This is a genomic window from Aurantiacibacter marinus, assembly GCF_001021555.1.
GTDB lineage: Bacteria > Pseudomonadota > Alphaproteobacteria > Sphingomonadales > Sphingomonadaceae > Alteraurantiacibacter > Alteraurantiacibacter marinus.
The window spans coordinates 1101048-1118419 of the sequence record NZ_LDCP01000001.1 but is presented as its reverse complement, the minus strand read 5'-3'; the positions used below and the strand labels follow the sequence as shown (position 1 = coordinate 1118419).

Below are 17372 nucleotides of genomic sequence, written 5' to 3'. Positions count from 1 at the left end.
AAGATAATGTTGCCCTTATGCAACACAAGGCCTGCCGCCCCTGAAACTCTATTTTGGAACGAATTCGTCTTTCGCCAAGGCCCTGCCCATGTCTGGAATGGCCAAAGCGTCGATGGTGATCGACCAAACACAATTTGCTGATGCAAAACCGCTTTCCCACGCGCCTGACAATGCTAACAGGTCACGCATGAAACTTGCGCAAACACTCCGCTCACTCCTTCCCGCAACCGCCGCTTTCGCGCTGCTGGGCTGCACGACCACCGTGGCACCGCCCGCCGGTGTGCCCGCCGCCATCGCGGAGCCGCAAGCTGCCGCTGCGCCCGCAGCCGCTTCGCTGGACGAACTGATCGCCGCCGTGGACATTCCCTTCGAGACGTTCACGCTCGACAATGGCCTGCAAGTGGTGATCCACACAGACCGCAAGAGCCCGCTGGTCGGCGTCACCACCTATTACCGCGTGGGTTCGAAACATGAACCGCGCGGCCGCACAGGATTTGCCCATCTGTTCGAGCACCTGATGTTCGGCGGCAGCGAAAATGTCGAAAATTTCGATATTCCGCTGGAAGCGGCAGGCTCCACCGGCACCAATGGTTCCACCTGGTATGACCGCACAAATTATGTCGAAGTCGTACCCACCGGTGCGCTCGATCTGGCGCTGATGATGGAAAGTGACCGGATGGGCTATCTGCTCGGCGCAATCAGTCAGGAAAAGCTCGATAACCAGCGTATGGTTGTCCAGAATGAAAAACGGCAGGGTGACAACAATCCCTACGGCCTGGTCGATTACCTGATCAATGACGGGCTGCTTCCCGTGGGCCATCCCTATCGCCACTCGACCATCGGTTCGATGGCGGACCTTTCTGCCGCCAGTCTGGAAGATGTGCAAACCTGGTTCCGCGACAATTACGCCCCCAACAACGTGGTACTCGCGCTGACCGGCGATATCGACGTCGCAACAGCGCGGCCGATGGTAGAACGCTGGTTCGGCGAGCTGGAGCGCGGCCCCGCAGTGGTAACACGCGATGCTGGCCCGGTCACTTTGGCAGAGCCGCAATATCTCGAAATCACAGATCAGGTGCCCCTTGAGCGGATCTATCAGGCATGGACTGGTCCCGGAATGGAGCATCCCGATGCCGTGCCGTTGCAAGTTGGCATGGCGATCCTTGGCGGCCTCAGCTCCTCCCGGCTAGACAATGCCATGGTGCGCGGAGAAGAGCTGGCCACAAGCGTTTCCGCCTATGCGCAGCAGCAGGAACAGATCAGCTTCCTGCAAGCCACGGTGAATGTGAAGCAAGGCGTTGATACCGCCGCCGCGCGTGCACTTCTCGAAAGCGAAATCGCGCGGATGATCGCCAGTGGTCCGGCTCAAGACGAAATCGACCGCGCCGTGACACAATTCGTTTCCGCCACTATCGGCTCACAGGAGCGCGTCGGCAATTTCGGCGGCAAAGGCCAGATCCTTGCCGAGGGCCTGCTCTACACCGGGAACCCAGGCCATTTCCGCAGCGAACTGGAGCAGATGGCAGCTCTGACGCCGGAAATCGTGCGCAGCGCGATGGAGCGCTGGCTGTCCCGCCCGTCATATACACTGGTGGTTGTGCCTGGTGATCGCACGCTGGATGGCGGCGAATTGGGCGGCTGGGGCGACGAACATCTCAATCCCGCGCCGGAACCGGACACCGGCTCCGACGTGCAAGTCACACGAACAGGTCCTGAGCGCGCTCTGCCTGAGCCGGAACCTGTAGGCGAACTCACATTCCCGCAGCTTGAGCGTGCAAGTCTTTCGAACGGTATTCCCGTCGTGTTGGCGCGCCGCGATGCAGTACCGCAGCTTTCTATAGCCATGGTTTTCGATGCCGGATCAGTCGTTGATCCCATCGGGCAGGCAGGTGTGCATCAGACCATGATCGATGTGCTGAGTGAAGGAACAACGACCCGCAGCGCGCTCGATATTGCGCAACAGCAAGAAGCGCTCGGTGCCTCGCTCAATGCGGGTGCAGGCGTGGATCGGTCTGTAGTCTCGCTGACTGCGCTGACCGCAAATCTTGCTCCGTCGCTCGATCTTATGGCCGATGTGGTGCGCAACCCGGCCTTTGCGCCCGATGCCGTTGCGCGCGTCCTTCAGCAACGCGAGGCATCTATTGCCCAGCAACTTGCGTCGCCAGCAGGAATTGCCCAGCGCGCTTTTCTGCCGCTGATTTATGGGCAGAACCACCCCTATGCCTACGCCTCCACTAGCGGCAATGCAGCGGCAGTCGCAGCATTGCAGGCGAGTGATCTTCGGGCTGAACATGCGGAGTGGATGCGTCCTGACCTCGCCTCGATCACAGTTGTCGGCGATATCGCAATGGATGATCTGGTGGCCGCTCTGGAAGCCAGTTTTGGCGATTGGCCCGTTCCCGCAACGCCCGCACCGACCAAGGACCTGGATATTGCCACCCCCGCCCCGGCCTCACGTCTGGTGGTGGTCGACCGTCCCAATTCACCGTCGAGCTACCTCACGCTCGGCCGCCTGACACAGTTTCAAGGGCGGCCAGAAGGTTTCGAAGCGGTCGAGCTAGCCAACGAAGTGGTCGGCAACGGCTTCCTTTCGCGCCTCAACAACGATCTGCGCGAAACGAAGGGCTGGACCTACGGGATTGGCTCCTCGATCCCCGATGCGCGCGGCCCGCGCCGCCTGCAAGTCGGCACGCAGGTGCAGGCCGACCGGACGGCGGATTCGATCCGTGTGATCCTTGATCAGATGCACGCCTTCCCTGCCACGCGCCCGGTCGATGCGACAGAATTGCAGCGCGTGACCGATGGCAACATCCGCAATCTGCCCAATCGCTTCGAAACCAACGGGCAGGTTCTGGGCGCATTGCTCAGCAATCAACTGAATGGCCGCGATCTGCGCTACCAAGTTGGTCTGCCGGACATTTATCGCAGCATCAGCGGTGATCAGATCAATGCCGCGGCGGCAAGCTATCTCCAGCCGGAGAATTTGGTGATTGTCGTGGTTGGAGATCGTACGGTCATTGATCCGCAGCTGGAAACGCTGGGGATGGAAATCGAATATCTGGATGCAGACGCCCTTTAAGGGCCGCCTGCACAACACGACCGAAACACCCTTCAGGAGAGAATAATGAGCAATGTCGGCGGTACTTATGATTTCGTGGTCAACAGCCCGATGGGCGAACAAAAGGGCACGATGATCGTGGTGCCGGATGACAGCGGAACCAGCTTCACAGGCTCGCTCAACGGCTCGCTTGGCGCGATGGACATCAATGACGGCACTATCAGCGGCAACACGCTGTCCTGGAAGATGAAGATGAGCATGCCGCTGCCGATGACGCTGGATTGCGAAGCAACGGTCGACGGTGACGATGTGACCGGCACGATTGATGCGGGCATGATGGGCAAGATGCCGCTGACGGCGAAACGCCAGCAAGCCTGATGCCCTGCGCGGCGGGGCGGACCTAAGCCCTGCTCGCCACGGCAGCCCGAATTTGCGAATGGGTGACGGGAATAGACCCGCCGCCCCTTTCGCTTGTGTGGGCAGGAGATGACCGCTTGGACGACGATACGCCACAAGGCCCTGACGCTAACGACCACCGCAGCCGCAAAGTGCCGAGCAGCCGCGCTGGACGCATTGGTGCTTTCGGCAGGCTTGCAGGCGGCGTTGCTGGCGGAATGCTGGCCGAAGGTGCGCGCCAGCTTTCACGCGGAGAACGCCCGCGACTGCGCGATGCGATGTTGACGCCGGGCAATGCCAAACGGCTGGCGGATCGTCTGTCACACTTGCGCGGCGCGGCGATGAAAATGGGCCAGATGATCAGCATGGACGCTGGCGATATGCTGCCGCCAGAACTTGCCGATATCCTCGCCCGCGTGCGCGAACAAGCTGATCGGATGCCCCCCAATCAGCTGCGCGATGTACTGGACAAGGAATGGGGCAAGGGCTGGCTCGGCCGATTTGCCAAATTCAACCCGCGCCCCATCGCTGCCGCTTCCATCGGGCAAGTCCACCGTGCCGTGACGAAGGACGGGCGCGAGCTGGCGATCAAGGTGCAATATCCCGGCGTGAAGGAAAGCATCGACGCCGATGTAGACAATGTCGCCACCCTGCTGCGCATTTCCGGCCTGCTGCCCAGGGAACTCGATTTCTCGCCATTGCTGGCAGAGGCAAAGCGGCAATTGCATGAGGAGGCGGATTACGAGCGCGAAGGCGCGGAAATGATGCGGTACCGTGCGCGTCTGGAAGGCCATGACGATTTCCTGGTGCCTGCCATTGCAGAAGAATTTTCAACCGGCCGCGTGCTGGCGATGGACTTCCTACCCGGCAAGCCGATCGAAGTGCTGGACGAGGCACCGCAGGACGAACGCAACCGCGTGACAACCGCGATCATCACGCTGGTGTTGCGCGAAATGTTCGAATTCGGCGTGATGCAAACCGATCCCAACTTCGCCAATTACCGCTTCCAGCCGGATACCGGCAAGCTGGTGCTGCTCGATTTCGGGGCCACGCGCGATGTCGATCCGGTCATCGCCGAGGATTACCGCAAGCTGATGGCTGCTGGCCTGGCGCAAGACCGTGACGGAGCGCGCAAGGCGGCGCTGGAGGCGGGCTATCTGCCGCAGGGCGCGGTCGACAATCACGCAGACCGGGTCAATTTGATGATCGACACGATAATAGAGGAAATGAACCGAGCCGGCCCCTTCGACTTCGGCGACCGCGGCTTCGTGTCCGTCTTGCGCGATGAAGGCATGGAAATGGCAGCGGACAAATCCACCTGGCACATCCCGCCCGTGGAAATGCTTTTCGTCCAGCGCAAGATCAGCGGCACGGCGTTGCTGGGCGCACGCTTCAAGGCGAAGGTGCATGTGCGCGACCTGGTGCGGCCTTATGTAGAAAGCGTGCCTCTCAAGGCCTGATAGGCAACCGCCGTCACCGTGCTTGCCAGATTAAGCGATCGGATATGCGGTGAACGCATCGGCAGACGGAATTCACGGGTTTGATATGGCTCCCGGATTTCGGGCGGCAATCCCTTCGTCTCGCAGCCGAACACCAGATAGGCATCATCGGGATAATCGGGCTCATAAAAGCTGCGCGGTCCGTCATCCTCGAACAGGAAAAGCTGATCCTCGCGCGGCGTCCGCTCCGCTACAAACGCATCCCAGCTATCGAATTCGGCCAGCCGCACGTGCTGCCAGTAATCCAGCCCTGCCCGCTTCACCCGCGTATCGGTAATCTCGAACCCGTAGGGACGCACCAGCACCAGTTCCATATCGAGCGCCACGCAGGTGCGCCCGATGGAACCGGTATTTCCGGCTATTTCCGGATGAACGAGGACAATTGCGGGCGTAATGGGAATTACCTTGTTTGATTTGGCGGTGGTGAAGGGACCTGTGCAGCTGCTGCACAATCGATCAGCAAAGGCGCCAATGCGCGTTGACCCTCGGCATTGAGATGTATGTCGTCGCGGTAAAGGTCTGCGCCACTTTCATTCTGTGTGCGGTAGACATCCCGGGCCGAGATGACCGGCACTCCCCGCTCTTTGAAGAGTTCCTGCAGGCGCACGCCCGCCGGAAGGATTTCTGCCAGAAGTTCCCTGCGCATCGGGTTATGCACAATGCATAGTGGCACCCCATCTTCTCTGAACCGGTCCATCAATCGCGCGATCTCGATCTCGCCAGCTCCCGACCGAGCTCTGGCTTGTCTGCGGGGCTCCGCCTCACTGCGCCAGCCGAACTCCGGCAGGAGGTACCGGGTAATCAGCTCGCCAAATGCAGATACCGGTTTCTCGACCGGATAATCCAGGGAATCAAGGGGGTCGAAGCTCGGGATATCGTTGAGATCTTTCGAATTCAGCACCAGAACCGCGCTATCGGCGCCAGCATAACCGAACCGCTCTATCCAACCAGCCAGATTGGCAGGTCCCCAGCTTCCCGCGCTCGCGTTGCCAAAGAATATCGCATCGTTCGAAGCGATGGTGGTCGCGAGGTCCGAATGATCGGTCAAGCCGCCGCCATTAATTACGGAATCACCCAGCACAATCACGCGCCTGTCAGCGCTGACTTGATCGAGCGGCGGGCTGCGCATGGAAAATTCATTGTAAAGCTGGCGGTTATGGAACCTCGTCACGTCCTGGTTTGGGGCAAACCGATATTCTGTCACCTCGTCAACAATAGTCAGCGGCGGGGTGCCAAGGCCGATGACATAACGAGCCGTGAGTTCACCGATGACCAGTACCAATGCAGCGACCACCACGACGCGCGTAGCACGGCGGCGAAAAGGCGGCCTCTTTTGAAGAACACTCAGCCCAGCTTGTCCTTCAGGATCTGGTTAACCACCGCCGGGTTGGCCTTGCCCTGCATGGCCTTCATCGTTTGGCCGACGAAGAAGCCGAACAGCTTGTCCTTGCCGCCCTTGTACTGCTCCACCTTGTCGCCGTTGCCGGCAATGATCGCGTCGATAGCGGCTTCGATCGCGCCAGTGTCGCTGACCTGCTTCAGGCCCTCAGTGTCGGCAATCTCGTCCGGCTCGCGGCCGGTCTTCAGGACGATCTCGTAGATTTCCTTGGCCTGTCCGCCGGAAATCTCGCCCGCATCCTGCATCTTGAGGATGGCAGCCTGCCGCGCGGCAGTGCCATGGCTTACATCAGCCTCGTCACCCAAGGACTTCACCACACCCGGAGCGACCGAGAGCGCCCAGTTTGCCACCTGCGTAGCCACCTTGGCTTCTGGCTTGCCGATCGCACTCGCGGTTTCACCCAGCAGCGTTTCAAAGCGCGCAAACACTTCCACATCAGCGGTCAGTTCGCGAGCGTTGTACGGCGTCAGGCCGAGTTCGTTTTCGTACCGCAGCCGCTTGGCATCGGGCAGTTCCGGCAGGCTGGCGCGGCAGGCCTCCAGAAATTCATCGTCCAGTTCCAGCGGCAGCAGGTCGGGATCGGGGAAATACCGATAATCATGCGCGTCTTCCTTGGACCGCATGGACCGCGTGGTGCCTGTGCCTGGATCGAACAGGCGCGTTTCCTGCACGATTGTGCCGCCGTCTTCCAGCACATTGACCTGGCGCTGCGCCTCATGTTCGATGGTCTGCATCACGAAGCGCACGGAATTGACGTTCTTCGTCTCGGTCCGCGTGCCAAGCTCTGTATCGCCGACACGGCGCACGCTGACATTCACGTCTGCGCGCATGGAGCCTTCTTCCATATTACCATCGCAGCTGCCGACATAGCGCAGGATGGCGCGCAATTTGCGCACATAGGCCCCGGCCTCTGCGGGCGAAGTCATATCGGGATCGCTGACGATTTCCATCAGCGCGACACCGACGCGGTTGAGATCGACATAAGACATGGTCGGGTGCTGATCATGCATCAGCTTGCCCGCGTCCTGCTCGATATGAATGCGCTCAATCCCGATGGTGCGGTCTTCGGGGATTCCGGCCTTCTCATCAGCTTCAATGGTCAGTGCGCCCTTGCCCACGATGGGGTGGTACAGTTGGCTGATCTGGTAGCCCTGCGGCAGATCAGCGTAGAAGTAGTTCTTCCGGTCGAACCGGCTCCATTTGTGGATTTCCGCTTCAATAGCCATTCCGGTGCGCACCGCTTGGCGGACGCATTCGCGGTTGGGCACGGGCAGCATCCCCGGCATTGCGGCGTCCACCAGGCTGACCTGCGTGTTGGGTTCTGCCCCGAACTGCGTGGACGCGCCCGAGAACAGCTTCGCGTTGGAAGTGACCTGCGCATGGACTTCGAGACCGACAACGATCTCCCAATCGCCCGTTGCGCCGTGAATGCGGTAGTTACTCATTGTCGATCAACTTTCCGTCTTTGTCGAAACGCGCCTCACCGTGCTTGATGCGGCGTGATAGGAAGGCGGGCACCAGGACGGCGACGATAGTGACCGCGAGCCCCGCGATCAGTGTTATCGCCTCGGAGGTCACCACCATTTCTCCGGCTGCGCAGTGAATCCGGCACGCTGCTCAATCGCCAGACCGGCGTTCAGCACGCTCTGCTCGTCCATCGCTCGGCCTACGATTTGCAGGCCGAGCGGCAGGCCGTCTTCGGTCAGCGTTGCGGGCACGCTCATCGCGGGCAGGCCAGCCAGCGAAGCAGGCACGGCGAACACGTCGTTCAGATACATCGTCAGCGGATCATCATTGAGCGAATTCAGCGGGAAGCTGGCGGTCGGCGTGGTCGGCGCGAGGATCACGTCGCATTGCTCGAACGCCGCGTCGAAATCTCGCTGCACCAGTGTGCGCACCTTCATCGCCTGCGTGTAATAGGCATCATAGAAGCCTGCGCTCAGCACATAGGTGCCGAGCATCACGCGGCGCTTTACCTCGTCACCGAAACCGGCGGCGCGGGTGGCGGCGTACATATCCTGCAAGCCAGCGCCATCTGGCAGATCGCGCAGGCCGTACCGCACGCCGTCATAGCGAGCGAGATTGCTGGACGCTTCCGCCGGAGCGACAATGTAATAGGCCGGCAGCGCATATTTGGTGTGCGGCAAGCTGACATCGACGATTTCCGCGCCAGCATCGCGCAGCCACTCCGCCCCGCGGTCCCAACTGTCCAGAATTGCCTGATCGGTGCCTTCCATGCGGTATTCGCGCGGAATGCCGACTTTCTTGCCGCGCATATCGGCATCGAGATTGCCGAACCAGTCGGGCACTGGCGCATCTAGGCTGGTTGAATCTTTCGGATCGAACCCCGCCATCGCGCCAAGCATGATCGCGCAATCCTCTACGCTCCGGGCCATCGGTCCGGCCTGATCGAGGCTGCTGGCAAACGCCACAACGCCCCAGCGCGAACACCGGCCATAGGTCGGCTTGATGCCGCAAATCCCGGTGAACGCAGCGGGCTGGCGGATTGAACCGCCGGTATCGGTGCCGGTCGCCGCCGGGCAAAGCCGCGCGGCAATTGCGGAGGAGGAACCGCCCGAAGAACCGCCCGGGCTCATCGGGGCATTGCTGCCCGCCTTGCGCCACGGGGAGGATACATTGCCGAAATAGGATGTCTCGTTCGACGAGCCCATCGCGAACTGGTCCAAATTCAGCTTGCCCAGCATCCCCGCACCTGCCGCCCAGAGATTGGCCGAGACAGTGCTTTCGTAATGCGGAATGAAGCCTTCGAGGATGTGGCTGGCAGCTGTCGTCTGCACGCCGTTGGTGCAGAACAAATCCTTCATGCCAATCGGCACACCCGCCATCGGGCCAAGCGCCTTGCCAGCCGCGCGCGCGGCATCGGTGGCATCGGCAGCTTCCAGCGCCTTTTCCGGCGTGGTGACGATAAAGGCGTTGAGGCTGGTGGCTGCTTCGACGGCAGCGTTGAGGCTTTCGGCCACTTCGCGCGCGGTAAAATCGCCGCCCGCCACGCCATCGCGGATTTCGCGGATGCCAAGCTGCGTAAAGTCATTTTCGGTTCTTGGCATTATTCGATCACCTTGGGCACGCCGTAAAAGCCGTGCTCTGCCGCCGGAGCATTTGCCAGCACATCATCGCGGCGACCGCCGCCGGTTTTAGGATCGGCATCGATCACATCATCGCGCAGGCGCAATTTCTGGTCGATCACAGCGGTCATCGGTTCGACACCGGCGGTATCGACCTCTCCCAGCTGTTCGACCCATTCCAGGATCTTGTTGAATTCGGGCACGAGATGGTCGAGGTCGCCCTCGCCCATCTTTATGCGTGCCAACTGGGCGATTTTCGCCACTTCTTCTCGGGTAACAGACATGCCTTCGCACTAGCGGCGCACGGGATGCGCTTCAAGCGGTCTTAGCGCCTATTTGAAAGGCTCGCTGGCGGGCTTGCCGTCAACGTAAAGCTGTTGACCTTCAAATGGGCGCAATTCCACTTGGCCGCCAGCGCCTCCGGGCCCTTCTTCAATCGCCACATCGCCCATCAAGCGGCCGTCACGAACAAATTGTGGAACCGCTTTTTCGCTGTCCGGCCCAACCAGCAGCAATTTGGGTCGCTCGTATTCGGCATCCGATAGCAGAGCGATCAATTCGCCGCCGTCTGTCTGGCCGAGGGAAACTGCGCGGCAACCCTCGGCGCACTGAAAAATCTCGTCCCGGACGTAGGCGGCAACGGCGGCGCGCGCGGTTTCGCCGAGATCGCCGTAATCCAATGCCTCAGCAATCTCGCGCCGGTCTGCTTGCGTCCGGCGACCATAGGGCCGGCTTTCCATGATCTGCGCATCCTGCGCCAACTCGGCAATTTGCTGGTCGGGACTGGCGACAAGCTCTTCCAGAGCGTCCCGCCCGGCTTCACCGAAGTCCCAGCGAAGGGCCGCATAGTCGAAATCCTCGGCCGAAACTTCTCCGCTTTCCAGCCGCGCGATCTGGTCTCGCGCTGAAATCGCGCCGAAATCCAGCAATGGCAGGGCGAGGATCAGCGCGATACCGCAGGTGACCACTGCCAGATGAAGATTTGCGCGGCGTATGTAATCGCTCCACGCGCCCAGCCGTCCAAGTGCCAGCCCGACCCAATACGCTAGCCCATATGCGGTGGAGATCGCGATCGCGATCAGCGCCCAGATGCGTTCCGGCGCAAGGCCGTACTGGTCGATCCGAATGCCCATGCTGATGGCAGCAAACACGGTCAGCGGCAGGATGCACACCGCCAGCACCAGCGCAGCAGCCTGCATCACCGCGCTGCCGCTGCGATGTTCGTCATCATCCCGGACAACGGCATTGGAGAGGATAAAGCAGCCCACCGCGCAGGTCAGCAGGACAGGCGTCGCGCTGTCGGTTGCTTCCCACAGCGCTCCGCCGCCGGAGAACAGCAGGATCACCAGGAAAATCATGATGGCGAGGCCAAATGGCACGGCCAGCAGTGAAAACACCAGCATTACCACGCGCTGCAATGTGCCGATGATGCCCAGTTGGTTGCGCAGGACACCCAATGCCGCGCCGAAAGTTGCCCCGGCAAATATCGCACTGAACCAGCCGGTTTCGATCAGCTCTTCGATAATTTCGATGCCGATCAGGCTGAAAAGACCGTGCAAAAGCCATAACAACATCCAGCTCAAACCCATGAACAGGAACGCGCCGCCTGCGCTGACCGCATCGGTCCAGACATGGAAATGCGTTTCGGCGTAGGGGGTGGCCAAGCGCTTGCGGTGAAAACCGGCCTGAAACAACGGAATGGCAAGGATGGAGAAGAATACTCCGGCGGCAAAGGCAAACTCCTCGCCCGCACGGCTGTCCCCTGCATTGACTGCCAGATAGGCGATCCCGCCCATCACCACGCCGACTCCCAGCGCGAATCCAGCGGTTTCGATCAGGTTTTGCGGCCGAAGAACAAATCCTGTGGCTACCGCGCCGAAAAACAGCAGCGCCGCCAGTGCCGCGCGCCACGGCTCTGCAGTAAATCCGTCCAGAAGTTCGTAAACACCAAGCCCGGCAATGCCGCCTGTCGCAGCCAATATCCACGGCCTCAGCGGCCAGTCTGCGAGCAGACCTTGGGATACAATGGCGGGATTCGCGGTGGAGGGTTCAAATGCCGTGCCTTGCGCCATATCCCCCTCCCCGCTCACAAATTATTGCGGCGCTGGCTGCGGGACCGGCTGCGGAGCTGTTCCCTGACCCGGCGCACCTTCGGCACCCTGGGCTTCCTGCAAGACCTGCATCATGGTCATATATTTTTGCTGTGCTTCTTCCTCGGACATGAAATCAACCAGCGTGATATCGAAATACAGATCCGAATTCGGCGGGATCGGGCCATCGGCCGGAACATCTTCGCCATAACCCTTTTCAGCCGGAATGAATACTTCGTAGCTGCCGCCCTTCTGCATCTGGACCACGGCCTCGGTAAAACCGGGGATCATCTGGCCCAAAGGCAGCGCAGCGCCATCGGGCAGAATGCCGGGCACGGGCCAGCCGCCTGCTTCGGTCTGATCGAACACGGTCCCATCTGCCAGTTTCCCCGTGTAGCGAAGGAAAACCACGTCTTCTGCGGTGGGATTGGGGCCTTCACCCGCTGTGATCGTATCGACGGTCAAGCCCTTCGGCATGGCCGCCCAGGCAATAGCTGCTGCAACCAGTACGGCAACGAGCACGCCAAGCCAGAGTTTCGTAAGCGATCCCTTGGCGATCGGCTGCAATGGTACGCGAGTGACTTCGGTCATTAGGGTCAGGTCCTGCAAAAATGGGCCCGGAGTTTTGCACCGGGCAAAGCAAAGGGGCGCGGAAATCTGTCTCCACGCCCCTTTGGCTTAGCAATGTCCAGCTTTCAAGCCAGACGATTCGGTAAATCGGTATGCCGCCTTAGCGGATGCCGTCACGTTCCATACGCTTACGGTCCAGCTTGCGGGCGCGGCGCACCGCAGCAGCCTTTTCACGGGCGCGCTTTTCGCTGGGCTTTTCGTAGTGGCGACGCAGCTTCATCTCGCGATACACGCCTTCACGCTGCAGCTTCTTCTTGAGCGCGCGGAGGGCCTGTTCGACATTGTTATCGCGGACGATGATCTGCATAAAAATGAACTACCTTCAATATATCAAAACGATCAGAGCCCGCGGATCAAGGCGCGGGTTGCACCGTAAATTTGCAAAAGACAATTGCGCCGAATCCGCATTCGGACCGGCTCGCTGAGAGCGCAGATATGCGAATCAAGGACCAAAAGCAAGCAGAGACGCGCCTTTCGGGTTCCGCACTGGCTCTCCAACGTCTAAGAGGCGCGCCATGTCCAATAATTCACCGCAACTATATGCCTCCCTTTCTGTCGCCCTTGGCGGCGGAATCGGTGCGCTGCTGCGATATCAGCTGGGCCGTTCAATCACGGGCTGGCTCGGCGCGCCCGTCGTCAGCGCTTTTCCCTTTGCCACGCTGGCAGTAAACACGTTCGGCAGCCTGCTGATGGGTATTCTGGCCGGATGGCTTGTGCGCAGCGCGCCAGAAAATGCCGAAGGGCTGCGGCTCCTGCTGGGGATCGGTGTTCTTGGCGGTTTCACAACTTTCAGCGCCTTCAGCCTTGAACTCGCGATGCTGATCCAGCGCGGGCAAGTGGGCATGGCGGCGATTTACCTGATGCTTTCTGTCGGGCTGGGCGTGACCGGGTTTATCTTCGGGCTCGCCATGACAAGGATGTTCTCATGACCGATACAAACAGTAATCAGGGCCAAGACCAGGTACGACAGTTTACCGTTGCCGAGGATGATGAAGGCGTGCGGCTGGACCGGTGGTTCAAACGCCATTTGCCCAAGATCGGCTTCGGAACGGTCAGCCGCTGGGCGCGGACTGGCCAGATTCGCGTTGATGGAAAGCGTGCCAAGGTCGAAGACCGGCTGGCGGAAGGTCAGGTCCTGCGTGTTCCTCCCGGCGGGGAAGATCGCGCGCGCACCCTGCGTGAGCGCAAGGAACTGACGGCGGAAGAAGAAGCATTGGCAGAATCGATGCTGATCACCCGCACCAGATCCGCACTTGTGATCAACAAACCGCCGGGCCTTGCAACTCAAGGCGGCACCAAGACCACGCGCCACGTCGATGGCTTGCTGGATGCCTATGCCGGCGAAGATGAAGGCCGCCCGCGCCTCGTGCACCGGCTGGATAAGGATACATCCGGCGTCTTGCTGGTCGCCCGCTCCGCTGCCAGTGCAGCGTTTTTCTCGAAGCGCTTTTCCGGCCGCAGTGCCAAGAAGATTTACTGGGCGCTGGTTGTGGGTGTGCCCGAAGTCCATGAAGGCACAATTGACGCTCCGCTTGCCAAACAGCCGGGTACCGGCGGCGAGAAGATGCATGTCGATCTGGAAGAAGGCCAGACTGCCCGCACCGTCTACCGGGTAGTGGAACGCGCAGGCAACGCGGCCGCGTGGGTCGAATTGCAGCCTTTCACCGGGCGCACTCACCAGCTGCGGGCCCATATGGCCGCCATTGGCCATCCGATCGTGGGGGACGGCAAATATGGCGGGCAGGATGCGTTTCTGACGGGTAGCGTAAGCCGCAAGATGCATCTTCACGCGCGCCGTCTGATAATCGACGCGCCCAAGGATGAAACGATCGATGTGACAGCCGATCTGCCCGAGCATTTCGCGCAGAGCATGGAGCATCTCGGATTCGATATCTCGCTCAGCGATGCAGGACCAATTGCCACGCCTCCACCAGAGCGCAACCGCGCCGAGAAGAAGCAGGCAGCCAAAGCCCACGCGAAGCAATATCGCAAGGCCCGCCGCGGGGAGCGCCGGGCGCGTATTGACGAAGGCGGGAAGAAGCGGGGTGTGCGCAAACCTCCTGCAAAGCCGAAGGCCCCGCGCAAATGAGCGTCATCAGGCTCGCCGTGTTCGATTGCGACGGCACTTTGTCTGACGGGCAAGCCGGTGTTTGCCATGCCATGGAAGTTGCCTTTGCGGAGGCTGGTCTTGTGGCCCCTCCGCGCGCGCTTGTCCGCCGGATTGTCGGACTGAGCTTGCCGCAGGCTGTGCGCCAACTTGCCCCCGATGCGTCGACCGGCCAGCACGATGCAGCTGTCACGGCCTACAAAGCCGCCTTTCGCCAATCGCGCGAAGATGGATCATTGCGGGAGCCATTGTTCGACGGGATCGTGGACCTGCTTCACCGATTGCACGCCAATGGCTGGGCGCTGGCTGTTGCCACCGGCAAATCGGACCGCGGCCTCGCGGCCACGCTCGGCGCCAATGGGCTGGGCGATCTTTTTGCAGCAACTCATACTGCCGACCGGCACCCGTCCAAACCGCATCCTGCCATGTTGCAGGCAGCGATGGCGGATGTGCTGGCCGATGCTGCCAATACCGTGATGATCGGCGATACGGTGTACGATATGGAAATGGCCGCTGCAGCTGGAGTGCAGGCGATCGGCGTGAGCTGGGGCTATCACGAACCCGCCGAACTGCTCGCCGCCGGAGCGCGGGGCGTGGCAGATGATGCGTATGAGTTGGAGGCTTTGCTCGATGGCTGATCAGGGCCATGATCCGGCCAAGGCCCGCTGGGCGATGTTGCAGCTGATCCGCGCAGGCGGCTTGCTGTTTATTCTTGGCGGGATGGTGATCCTGTCAGATGCCATTGCCGGTCCGCCGATACTTGGTATCGGCCTGCTGCTGATCGGAATGTTCGAATTCTTTTTCCTGCCGGTGTTGATTGCCCGCCGTTGGAAGTCCCCTCCTGAATGAAACGGTTTTACAAGAATGTCGGCGTCACTGCGCTGGACGCTGGATGGCAGGTAACGCTGGACGAACGCCCGCTTCGCACGCAGCTGGGCGGGCAGCAGATCGTGCCAACTTCGGCGCTGGCGCACTTGCTTGCCGGAGAATGGCGCGCGCAGGGTGAGGAAATCAATCCCCGCAGCTTCGTGTTCCGCGATCTTGCCGACTTCGCCCTGGACATTGTGCGGCCAGACCGCGCCGCTGCAATTGGCAAGCTGCTGGATTACGCAGGCACGGATACGCTGTGTTATCGCGCTGATCCGGACCAGCTGCTTTACAAACGCCAGCAGGAAATCTGGGAGCCGCTGGTCAAGGCCTGTGAGGATCGACACGGGGTCACCTTCACCCGCGTCAGCGGCATCGTTCACCGGGCCCAATCCGATGCGACCATCGCCGTCTTGCAAAAGCGGTTGGAAAGCGAAGACCATTTCACTCTCGCCGCGCTTCTCACACAAGCATCGCTTGCCGCATCGCTGGTGGTGCCGCTGGCAGTGCTGGAAGACGGCGCAGATGTGACCGCGCTGTTTGCTGCCGCGAATGCCGAAGAGGATTGGCAGGCGGAGTTATGGGGCTGGGACGAACAGGCCGAAATTGTACGGGCGCAGCGTCTGGAAGCGTTTACGAAAGCGGCTGAATTTGCCGCCGCGTCGCAGGCTTAACCCACCCACTCCGCAACCTGATCGGCCACGGTGTTGGCCGCGTCATTCATCGCCGCACCCACTGCGCCAGCTTCCGCAGGAACTCCGCTGACGGTTTCTTCAAACCGGCGCGTCAGGATACGTCCGTCGGGCAGCCGGAGAACTGCGTCATATCGCACCACCACGCTGCCGCTGACGGCATCGTAATCCATGGCGGATAGCGCACCGGATAGCTGCGTTTCCGCGACATATTCCAGTTCACCCCCGGTCGCGACCAGGCGATTGCCCTTCGCGCGGATGGTTTCTGCAAGGACGTTGCGGAACAATCGTGCCGGCTTTTCGACCCAGAATGCATCCACCAGATAGGCAAGCGAACTGTCCGATGTGACCACCGGGATACGGTTGACGTTCAGCCGCTGCGTAACGCTTGGCACCTGCACAGCAAGCGCTGCACTTGCCTGGCCTTCGGTCGCCGAACCGGCAGGCACGCTTGCGGCAGAAGTGAGCGTCAGAAGCTGTTCCGGCGGCTCGGCCCCGAAGCTGATGCAGCCTGACAGCAAACCGAGCGCTGCAAGTGCCGCAACTGCGGGACGTGAGATAATACGATTGGTGCGGTGGCGCATGGCGTTCACTCTCATGGCTCGTAATCCGGCAGGGCCGGGCCGCCGATTAGCGATCTTGCCCCTTCGGTTTCCAGCCGCTCTGTCATGTTGCGAAGGCTTTCGCTGGTCGTGCGCAAATCGCGCAAGGTGGCCGTGGCGGCTGGCAAGGTATCTTGCGAAAGCTGGCGAGTCAGCGGTTCTACGTTGGCAAGCGAAGCTTCCAGCGCCGCTGCGGCTTCGCGGGCAGACCCGAGCGTTGCGCGCAAATCTGCGGAAAGTGCCGCACCGTCATTCTCCACAAGTCCGTTGACGGAACCCAGGGTCTGTTCGAATGCCGCCAGCGTGGCGGTCGACTGGTTGAGCGTGCCCTGCAATTCCTGCAAGGTCGCTTCGATTTCGGGCGAAGTGCGCGCCAGTTCACCGCTGATCGCATCGGTATTGCGCAAGATACCTGCGATTGAATCCTGGTTGTCATCATCCAGAACGCGCGTCAGCCGGTCTGTCAGCGTCGCGAGACGTTGCAGCAGCAACGGGGCGCTCGCGAGGATTTCGCCAATCGCTCCGGGCGCTGGCGGGATAACCGGGACACCTTCAGGGCAATCGGTCGTGTCGCAGGTAATCTCTGGCAGATTGCTCCGCCCGCCTGCGAGAGAAATGTTGGATACGCCAGTAAAGCTTGCCGAAACGCTTGCTTCTGTACCCACATGGATCCTCACAGCCTCTTCCAGCCGGATGCGTACTTTCACAAATTCGGGATCTTTGTCCCAAATCGAAATATCGCTCACCTGGCCCACAGGAACACCCGAATAGGTCACCACGGAGCCTTCCGCGACGCCGCCAACCGATTGTTCGAAAAAGATATCATATTCCGCGACGTCACCTTCGCTCAGCCGCGCAAGCCAGACGAAAAAGATGGCGGCTCCGGCAAGCAGTAGCAAAGTGACTACTCCTACCCAGACATGATTGGCGCGTGTTTCCATTGCCT

20 protein-coding genes are annotated in these 17372 nt (G+C 60.8%); 8 read left to right on the top strand and 12 right to left on the bottom strand.

Features of this window, described 5'->3' with window-relative positions; translation table 11 throughout:
- Positions 1–48: 48 nt before the first annotated feature.
- Positions 49–189 carry a hypothetical protein gene (locus tag AB731_RS13960; RefSeq protein ID WP_156167370.1) on the bottom strand — a complete coding sequence of 47 codons (141 nt, stop codon included), beginning with the start codon at positions 187–189 and terminating at the stop codon, positions 49–51.
- Here AB731_RS13960 and AB731_RS05345 point away from each other — a divergent pair.
- The 3 genes from AB731_RS05345 (at position 188) to AB731_RS05335 (ending at position 4914) form a co-directional block, all read left to right on the top strand.
- Entirely contained in the window at positions 188–3079 is a 2892-nt protein-coding gene (locus tag AB731_RS05345; RefSeq protein WP_047092997.1) for a M16 family metallopeptidase, read from the top strand. The two genes, AB731_RS13960 and AB731_RS05345, sit on opposite strands and share 2 nt — an antisense overlap.
- A 45-nt stretch (positions 3080–3124) precedes the next feature.
- Complete coding sequence (locus AB731_RS05340; RefSeq protein ID WP_047092124.1) at positions 3125–3436, top strand: hypothetical protein; 312 nt, start codon at positions 3125–3127, stop codon at positions 3434–3436.
- Between the two features lie 116 nt (positions 3437–3552).
- Positions 3553–4914, top strand: coding sequence for an ABC1 kinase family protein (locus AB731_RS05335; RefSeq protein ID WP_047092998.1), 1362 nt, complete (start codon positions 3553–3555; stop codon positions 4912–4914).
- On the opposite strand, the gene AB731_RS05330 is transcribed toward AB731_RS05335, so the two are convergent.
- The 9 genes from AB731_RS05330 to rpsU all read right to left on the bottom strand — a co-directional run bounded on the left by AB731_RS05330 (position 4884) and on the right by rpsU (position 12465).
- Positions 4884–5405: a tRNA (cytidine(34)-2'-O)-methyltransferase gene (locus tag AB731_RS05330; RefSeq protein WP_241462070.1), complete on the bottom strand. Its 522-nt coding sequence runs from the start codon at positions 5403–5405 to the stop codon at positions 4884–4886. The two genes, AB731_RS05335 and AB731_RS05330, sit on opposite strands and share 31 nt — an antisense overlap.
- Positions 5354–6247 carry an SGNH/GDSL hydrolase family protein gene (locus tag AB731_RS05325; RefSeq protein ID WP_156167369.1) on the bottom strand — a complete coding sequence of 298 codons (894 nt, stop codon included), beginning with the start codon at positions 6245–6247 and terminating at the stop codon, positions 5354–5356. The genes AB731_RS05330 and AB731_RS05325 overlap by 52 nt, the downstream gene beginning before the upstream one ends.
- Positions 6248–6297: 50 nt before the next feature.
- The gene (gene gatB / locus AB731_RS05320) at positions 6298–7797 is read right to left on the bottom strand and encodes an Asp-tRNA(Asn)/Glu-tRNA(Gln) amidotransferase subunit GatB (RefSeq protein WP_047092126.1); all 1500 of its coding nucleotides are present in this window, start codon (positions 7795–7797) and stop codon (positions 6298–6300) included.
- Complete coding sequence (locus AB731_RS13955; protein WP_156167368.1) at positions 7790–7936, bottom strand: hypothetical protein; 147 nt, start codon at positions 7934–7936, stop codon at positions 7790–7792. Before AB731_RS13955 ends, gatB begins: the two co-directional genes overlap by 8 nt.
- On the bottom strand, positions 7927–9420 hold the full coding sequence (gatA, locus tag AB731_RS05315; RefSeq protein WP_047092127.1) for an Asp-tRNA(Asn)/Glu-tRNA(Gln) amidotransferase subunit GatA: 1494 nt from the start codon (positions 9418–9420) through the stop codon (positions 7927–7929). Before gatA ends, AB731_RS13955 begins: the two co-directional genes overlap by 10 nt.
- Positions 9420–9722, bottom strand: coding sequence for an Asp-tRNA(Asn)/Glu-tRNA(Gln) amidotransferase subunit GatC (gene gatC, locus AB731_RS05310; protein WP_047092128.1), 303 nt, complete (start codon positions 9720–9722; stop codon positions 9420–9422). Before gatC ends, gatA begins: the two co-directional genes overlap by 1 nt.
- Before the next feature lie 48 nt (positions 9723–9770).
- The gene (locus AB731_RS05305; RefSeq protein WP_052768819.1) at positions 9771–11510 is read right to left on the bottom strand and encodes a DUF4153 domain-containing protein; all 1740 of its coding nucleotides are present in this window, start codon (positions 11508–11510) and stop codon (positions 9771–9773) included.
- Between the two features lie 21 nt (positions 11511–11531).
- Positions 11532–12119, bottom strand: coding sequence for an FKBP-type peptidyl-prolyl cis-trans isomerase (locus tag AB731_RS05300; protein ID WP_047092129.1), 588 nt, complete (start codon positions 12117–12119; stop codon positions 11532–11534).
- A 139-nt stretch (positions 12120–12258) separates the two neighbouring features.
- Positions 12259–12465 carry a 30S ribosomal protein S21 gene (rpsU, locus tag AB731_RS05295; protein WP_047092130.1) on the bottom strand — a complete coding sequence of 69 codons (207 nt, stop codon included), beginning with the start codon at positions 12463–12465 and terminating at the stop codon, positions 12259–12261.
- A 208-nt stretch (positions 12466–12673) separates the two neighbouring features.
- Here rpsU and crcB point away from each other — a divergent pair, with 208 nt between their 5' ends.
- The 5 genes from crcB to AB731_RS05270 are packed head-to-tail and all read left to right on the top strand — an operon-like array spanning position 12674 to position 15806.
- On the top strand, positions 12674–13087 hold the full coding sequence (gene crcB / locus AB731_RS05290; protein WP_047092131.1) for a fluoride efflux transporter CrcB: 414 nt from the start codon (positions 12674–12676) through the stop codon (positions 13085–13087).
- Positions 13084–14247 carry an RluA family pseudouridine synthase gene (locus AB731_RS05285; protein WP_047092132.1) on the top strand — a complete coding sequence of 388 codons (1164 nt, stop codon included), beginning with the start codon at positions 13084–13086 and terminating at the stop codon, positions 14245–14247. The genes crcB and AB731_RS05285 overlap by 4 nt, the downstream gene beginning before the upstream one ends.
- The gene (locus AB731_RS05280) at positions 14244–14903 is read left to right on the top strand and encodes an HAD-IA family hydrolase (protein WP_173425727.1); all 660 of its coding nucleotides are present in this window, start codon (positions 14244–14246) and stop codon (positions 14901–14903) included. Before AB731_RS05285 ends, AB731_RS05280 begins: the two co-directional genes overlap by 4 nt.
- The gene (locus tag AB731_RS05275) at positions 14896–15114 is read left to right on the top strand and encodes a hypothetical protein (RefSeq protein ID WP_047092133.1); all 219 of its coding nucleotides are present in this window, start codon (positions 14896–14898) and stop codon (positions 15112–15114) included. Before AB731_RS05280 ends, AB731_RS05275 begins: the two co-directional genes overlap by 8 nt.
- Positions 15111–15806, top strand: coding sequence for an ATP12 family chaperone protein (locus AB731_RS05270; protein WP_047092134.1), 696 nt, complete (start codon positions 15111–15113; stop codon positions 15804–15806). The genes AB731_RS05275 and AB731_RS05270 overlap by 4 nt, the downstream gene beginning before the upstream one ends.
- On the opposite strand, the gene AB731_RS05265 is transcribed toward AB731_RS05270, so the two are convergent.
- Entirely contained in the window at positions 15803–16423 is a 621-nt protein-coding gene (locus tag AB731_RS05265; protein WP_231638850.1) for an ABC-type transport auxiliary lipoprotein family protein, read from the bottom strand. The two genes, AB731_RS05270 and AB731_RS05265, sit on opposite strands and share 4 nt — an antisense overlap.
- Entirely contained in the window at positions 16420–17367 is a 948-nt protein-coding gene (locus AB731_RS05260; protein ID WP_047092135.1) for an MlaD family protein, read from the bottom strand. Before AB731_RS05260 ends, AB731_RS05265 begins: the two co-directional genes overlap by 4 nt.
- Positions 17368–17372 lie beyond the last annotated feature (5 nt).

Coding starts and splice junctions, on each gene's coding strand:
- AB731_RS05340 (WP_047092124.1), top strand. CDS start 3,125: ATGAGCAATGTCGGCGGTACTTATGATTTCGTGGTCAACAGCCCGATG.
- AB731_RS05345 (WP_047092997.1), top strand. CDS start 188: ATGAAACTTGCGCAAACACTCCGCTCACTCCTTCCCGCAACCGCCGCT.
- AB731_RS05300 (WP_047092129.1), bottom strand. CDS start 12,119: ATGACCGAAGTCACTCGCGTACCATTGCAGCCGATCGCCAAGGGATCG.
- rpsU (WP_047092130.1), bottom strand. CDS start 12,465: ATGCAGATCATCGTCCGCGATAACAATGTCGAACAGGCCCTCCGCGCG.
- AB731_RS05260 (WP_047092135.1), bottom strand. CDS start 17,367: ATGGAAACACGCGCCAATCATGTCTGGGTAGGAGTAGTCACTTTGCTA.
- AB731_RS13955 (WP_156167368.1), bottom strand. CDS start 7,936: ATGGTGGTGACCTCCGAGGCGATAACACTGATCGCGGGGCTCGCGGTC.
- gatC (WP_047092128.1), bottom strand. CDS start 9,722: ATGTCTGTTACCCGAGAAGAAGTGGCGAAAATCGCCCAGTTGGCACGC.
- AB731_RS13960 (WP_156167370.1), bottom strand. CDS start 189: ATGCGTGACCTGTTAGCATTGTCAGGCGCGTGGGAAAGCGGTTTTGCA.
- AB731_RS05270 (WP_047092134.1), top strand. CDS start 15,111: ATGAAACGGTTTTACAAGAATGTCGGCGTCACTGCGCTGGACGCTGGA.
- crcB (WP_047092131.1), top strand. CDS start 12,674: ATGTCCAATAATTCACCGCAACTATATGCCTCCCTTTCTGTCGCCCTT.
- gatA (WP_047092127.1), bottom strand. CDS start 9,420: ATGCCAAGAACCGAAAATGACTTTACGCAGCTTGGCATCCGCGAAATC.
- AB731_RS05275 (WP_047092133.1), top strand. CDS start 14,896: ATGGCTGATCAGGGCCATGATCCGGCCAAGGCCCGCTGGGCGATGTTG.
- AB731_RS05305 (WP_052768819.1), bottom strand. CDS start 11,510: ATGGCGCAAGGCACGGCATTTGAACCCTCCACCGCGAATCCCGCCATT.
- AB731_RS05285 (WP_047092132.1), top strand. CDS start 13,084: ATGACCGATACAAACAGTAATCAGGGCCAAGACCAGGTACGACAGTTT.
- AB731_RS05265 (WP_231638850.1), bottom strand. CDS start 16,423: ATGAGAGTGAACGCCATGCGCCACCGCACCAATCGTATTATCTCACGT.
- AB731_RS05280 (WP_173425727.1), top strand. CDS start 14,244: ATGAGCGTCATCAGGCTCGCCGTGTTCGATTGCGACGGCACTTTGTCT.
- gatB (WP_047092126.1), bottom strand. CDS start 7,797: ATGAGTAACTACCGCATTCACGGCGCAACGGGCGATTGGGAGATCGTT.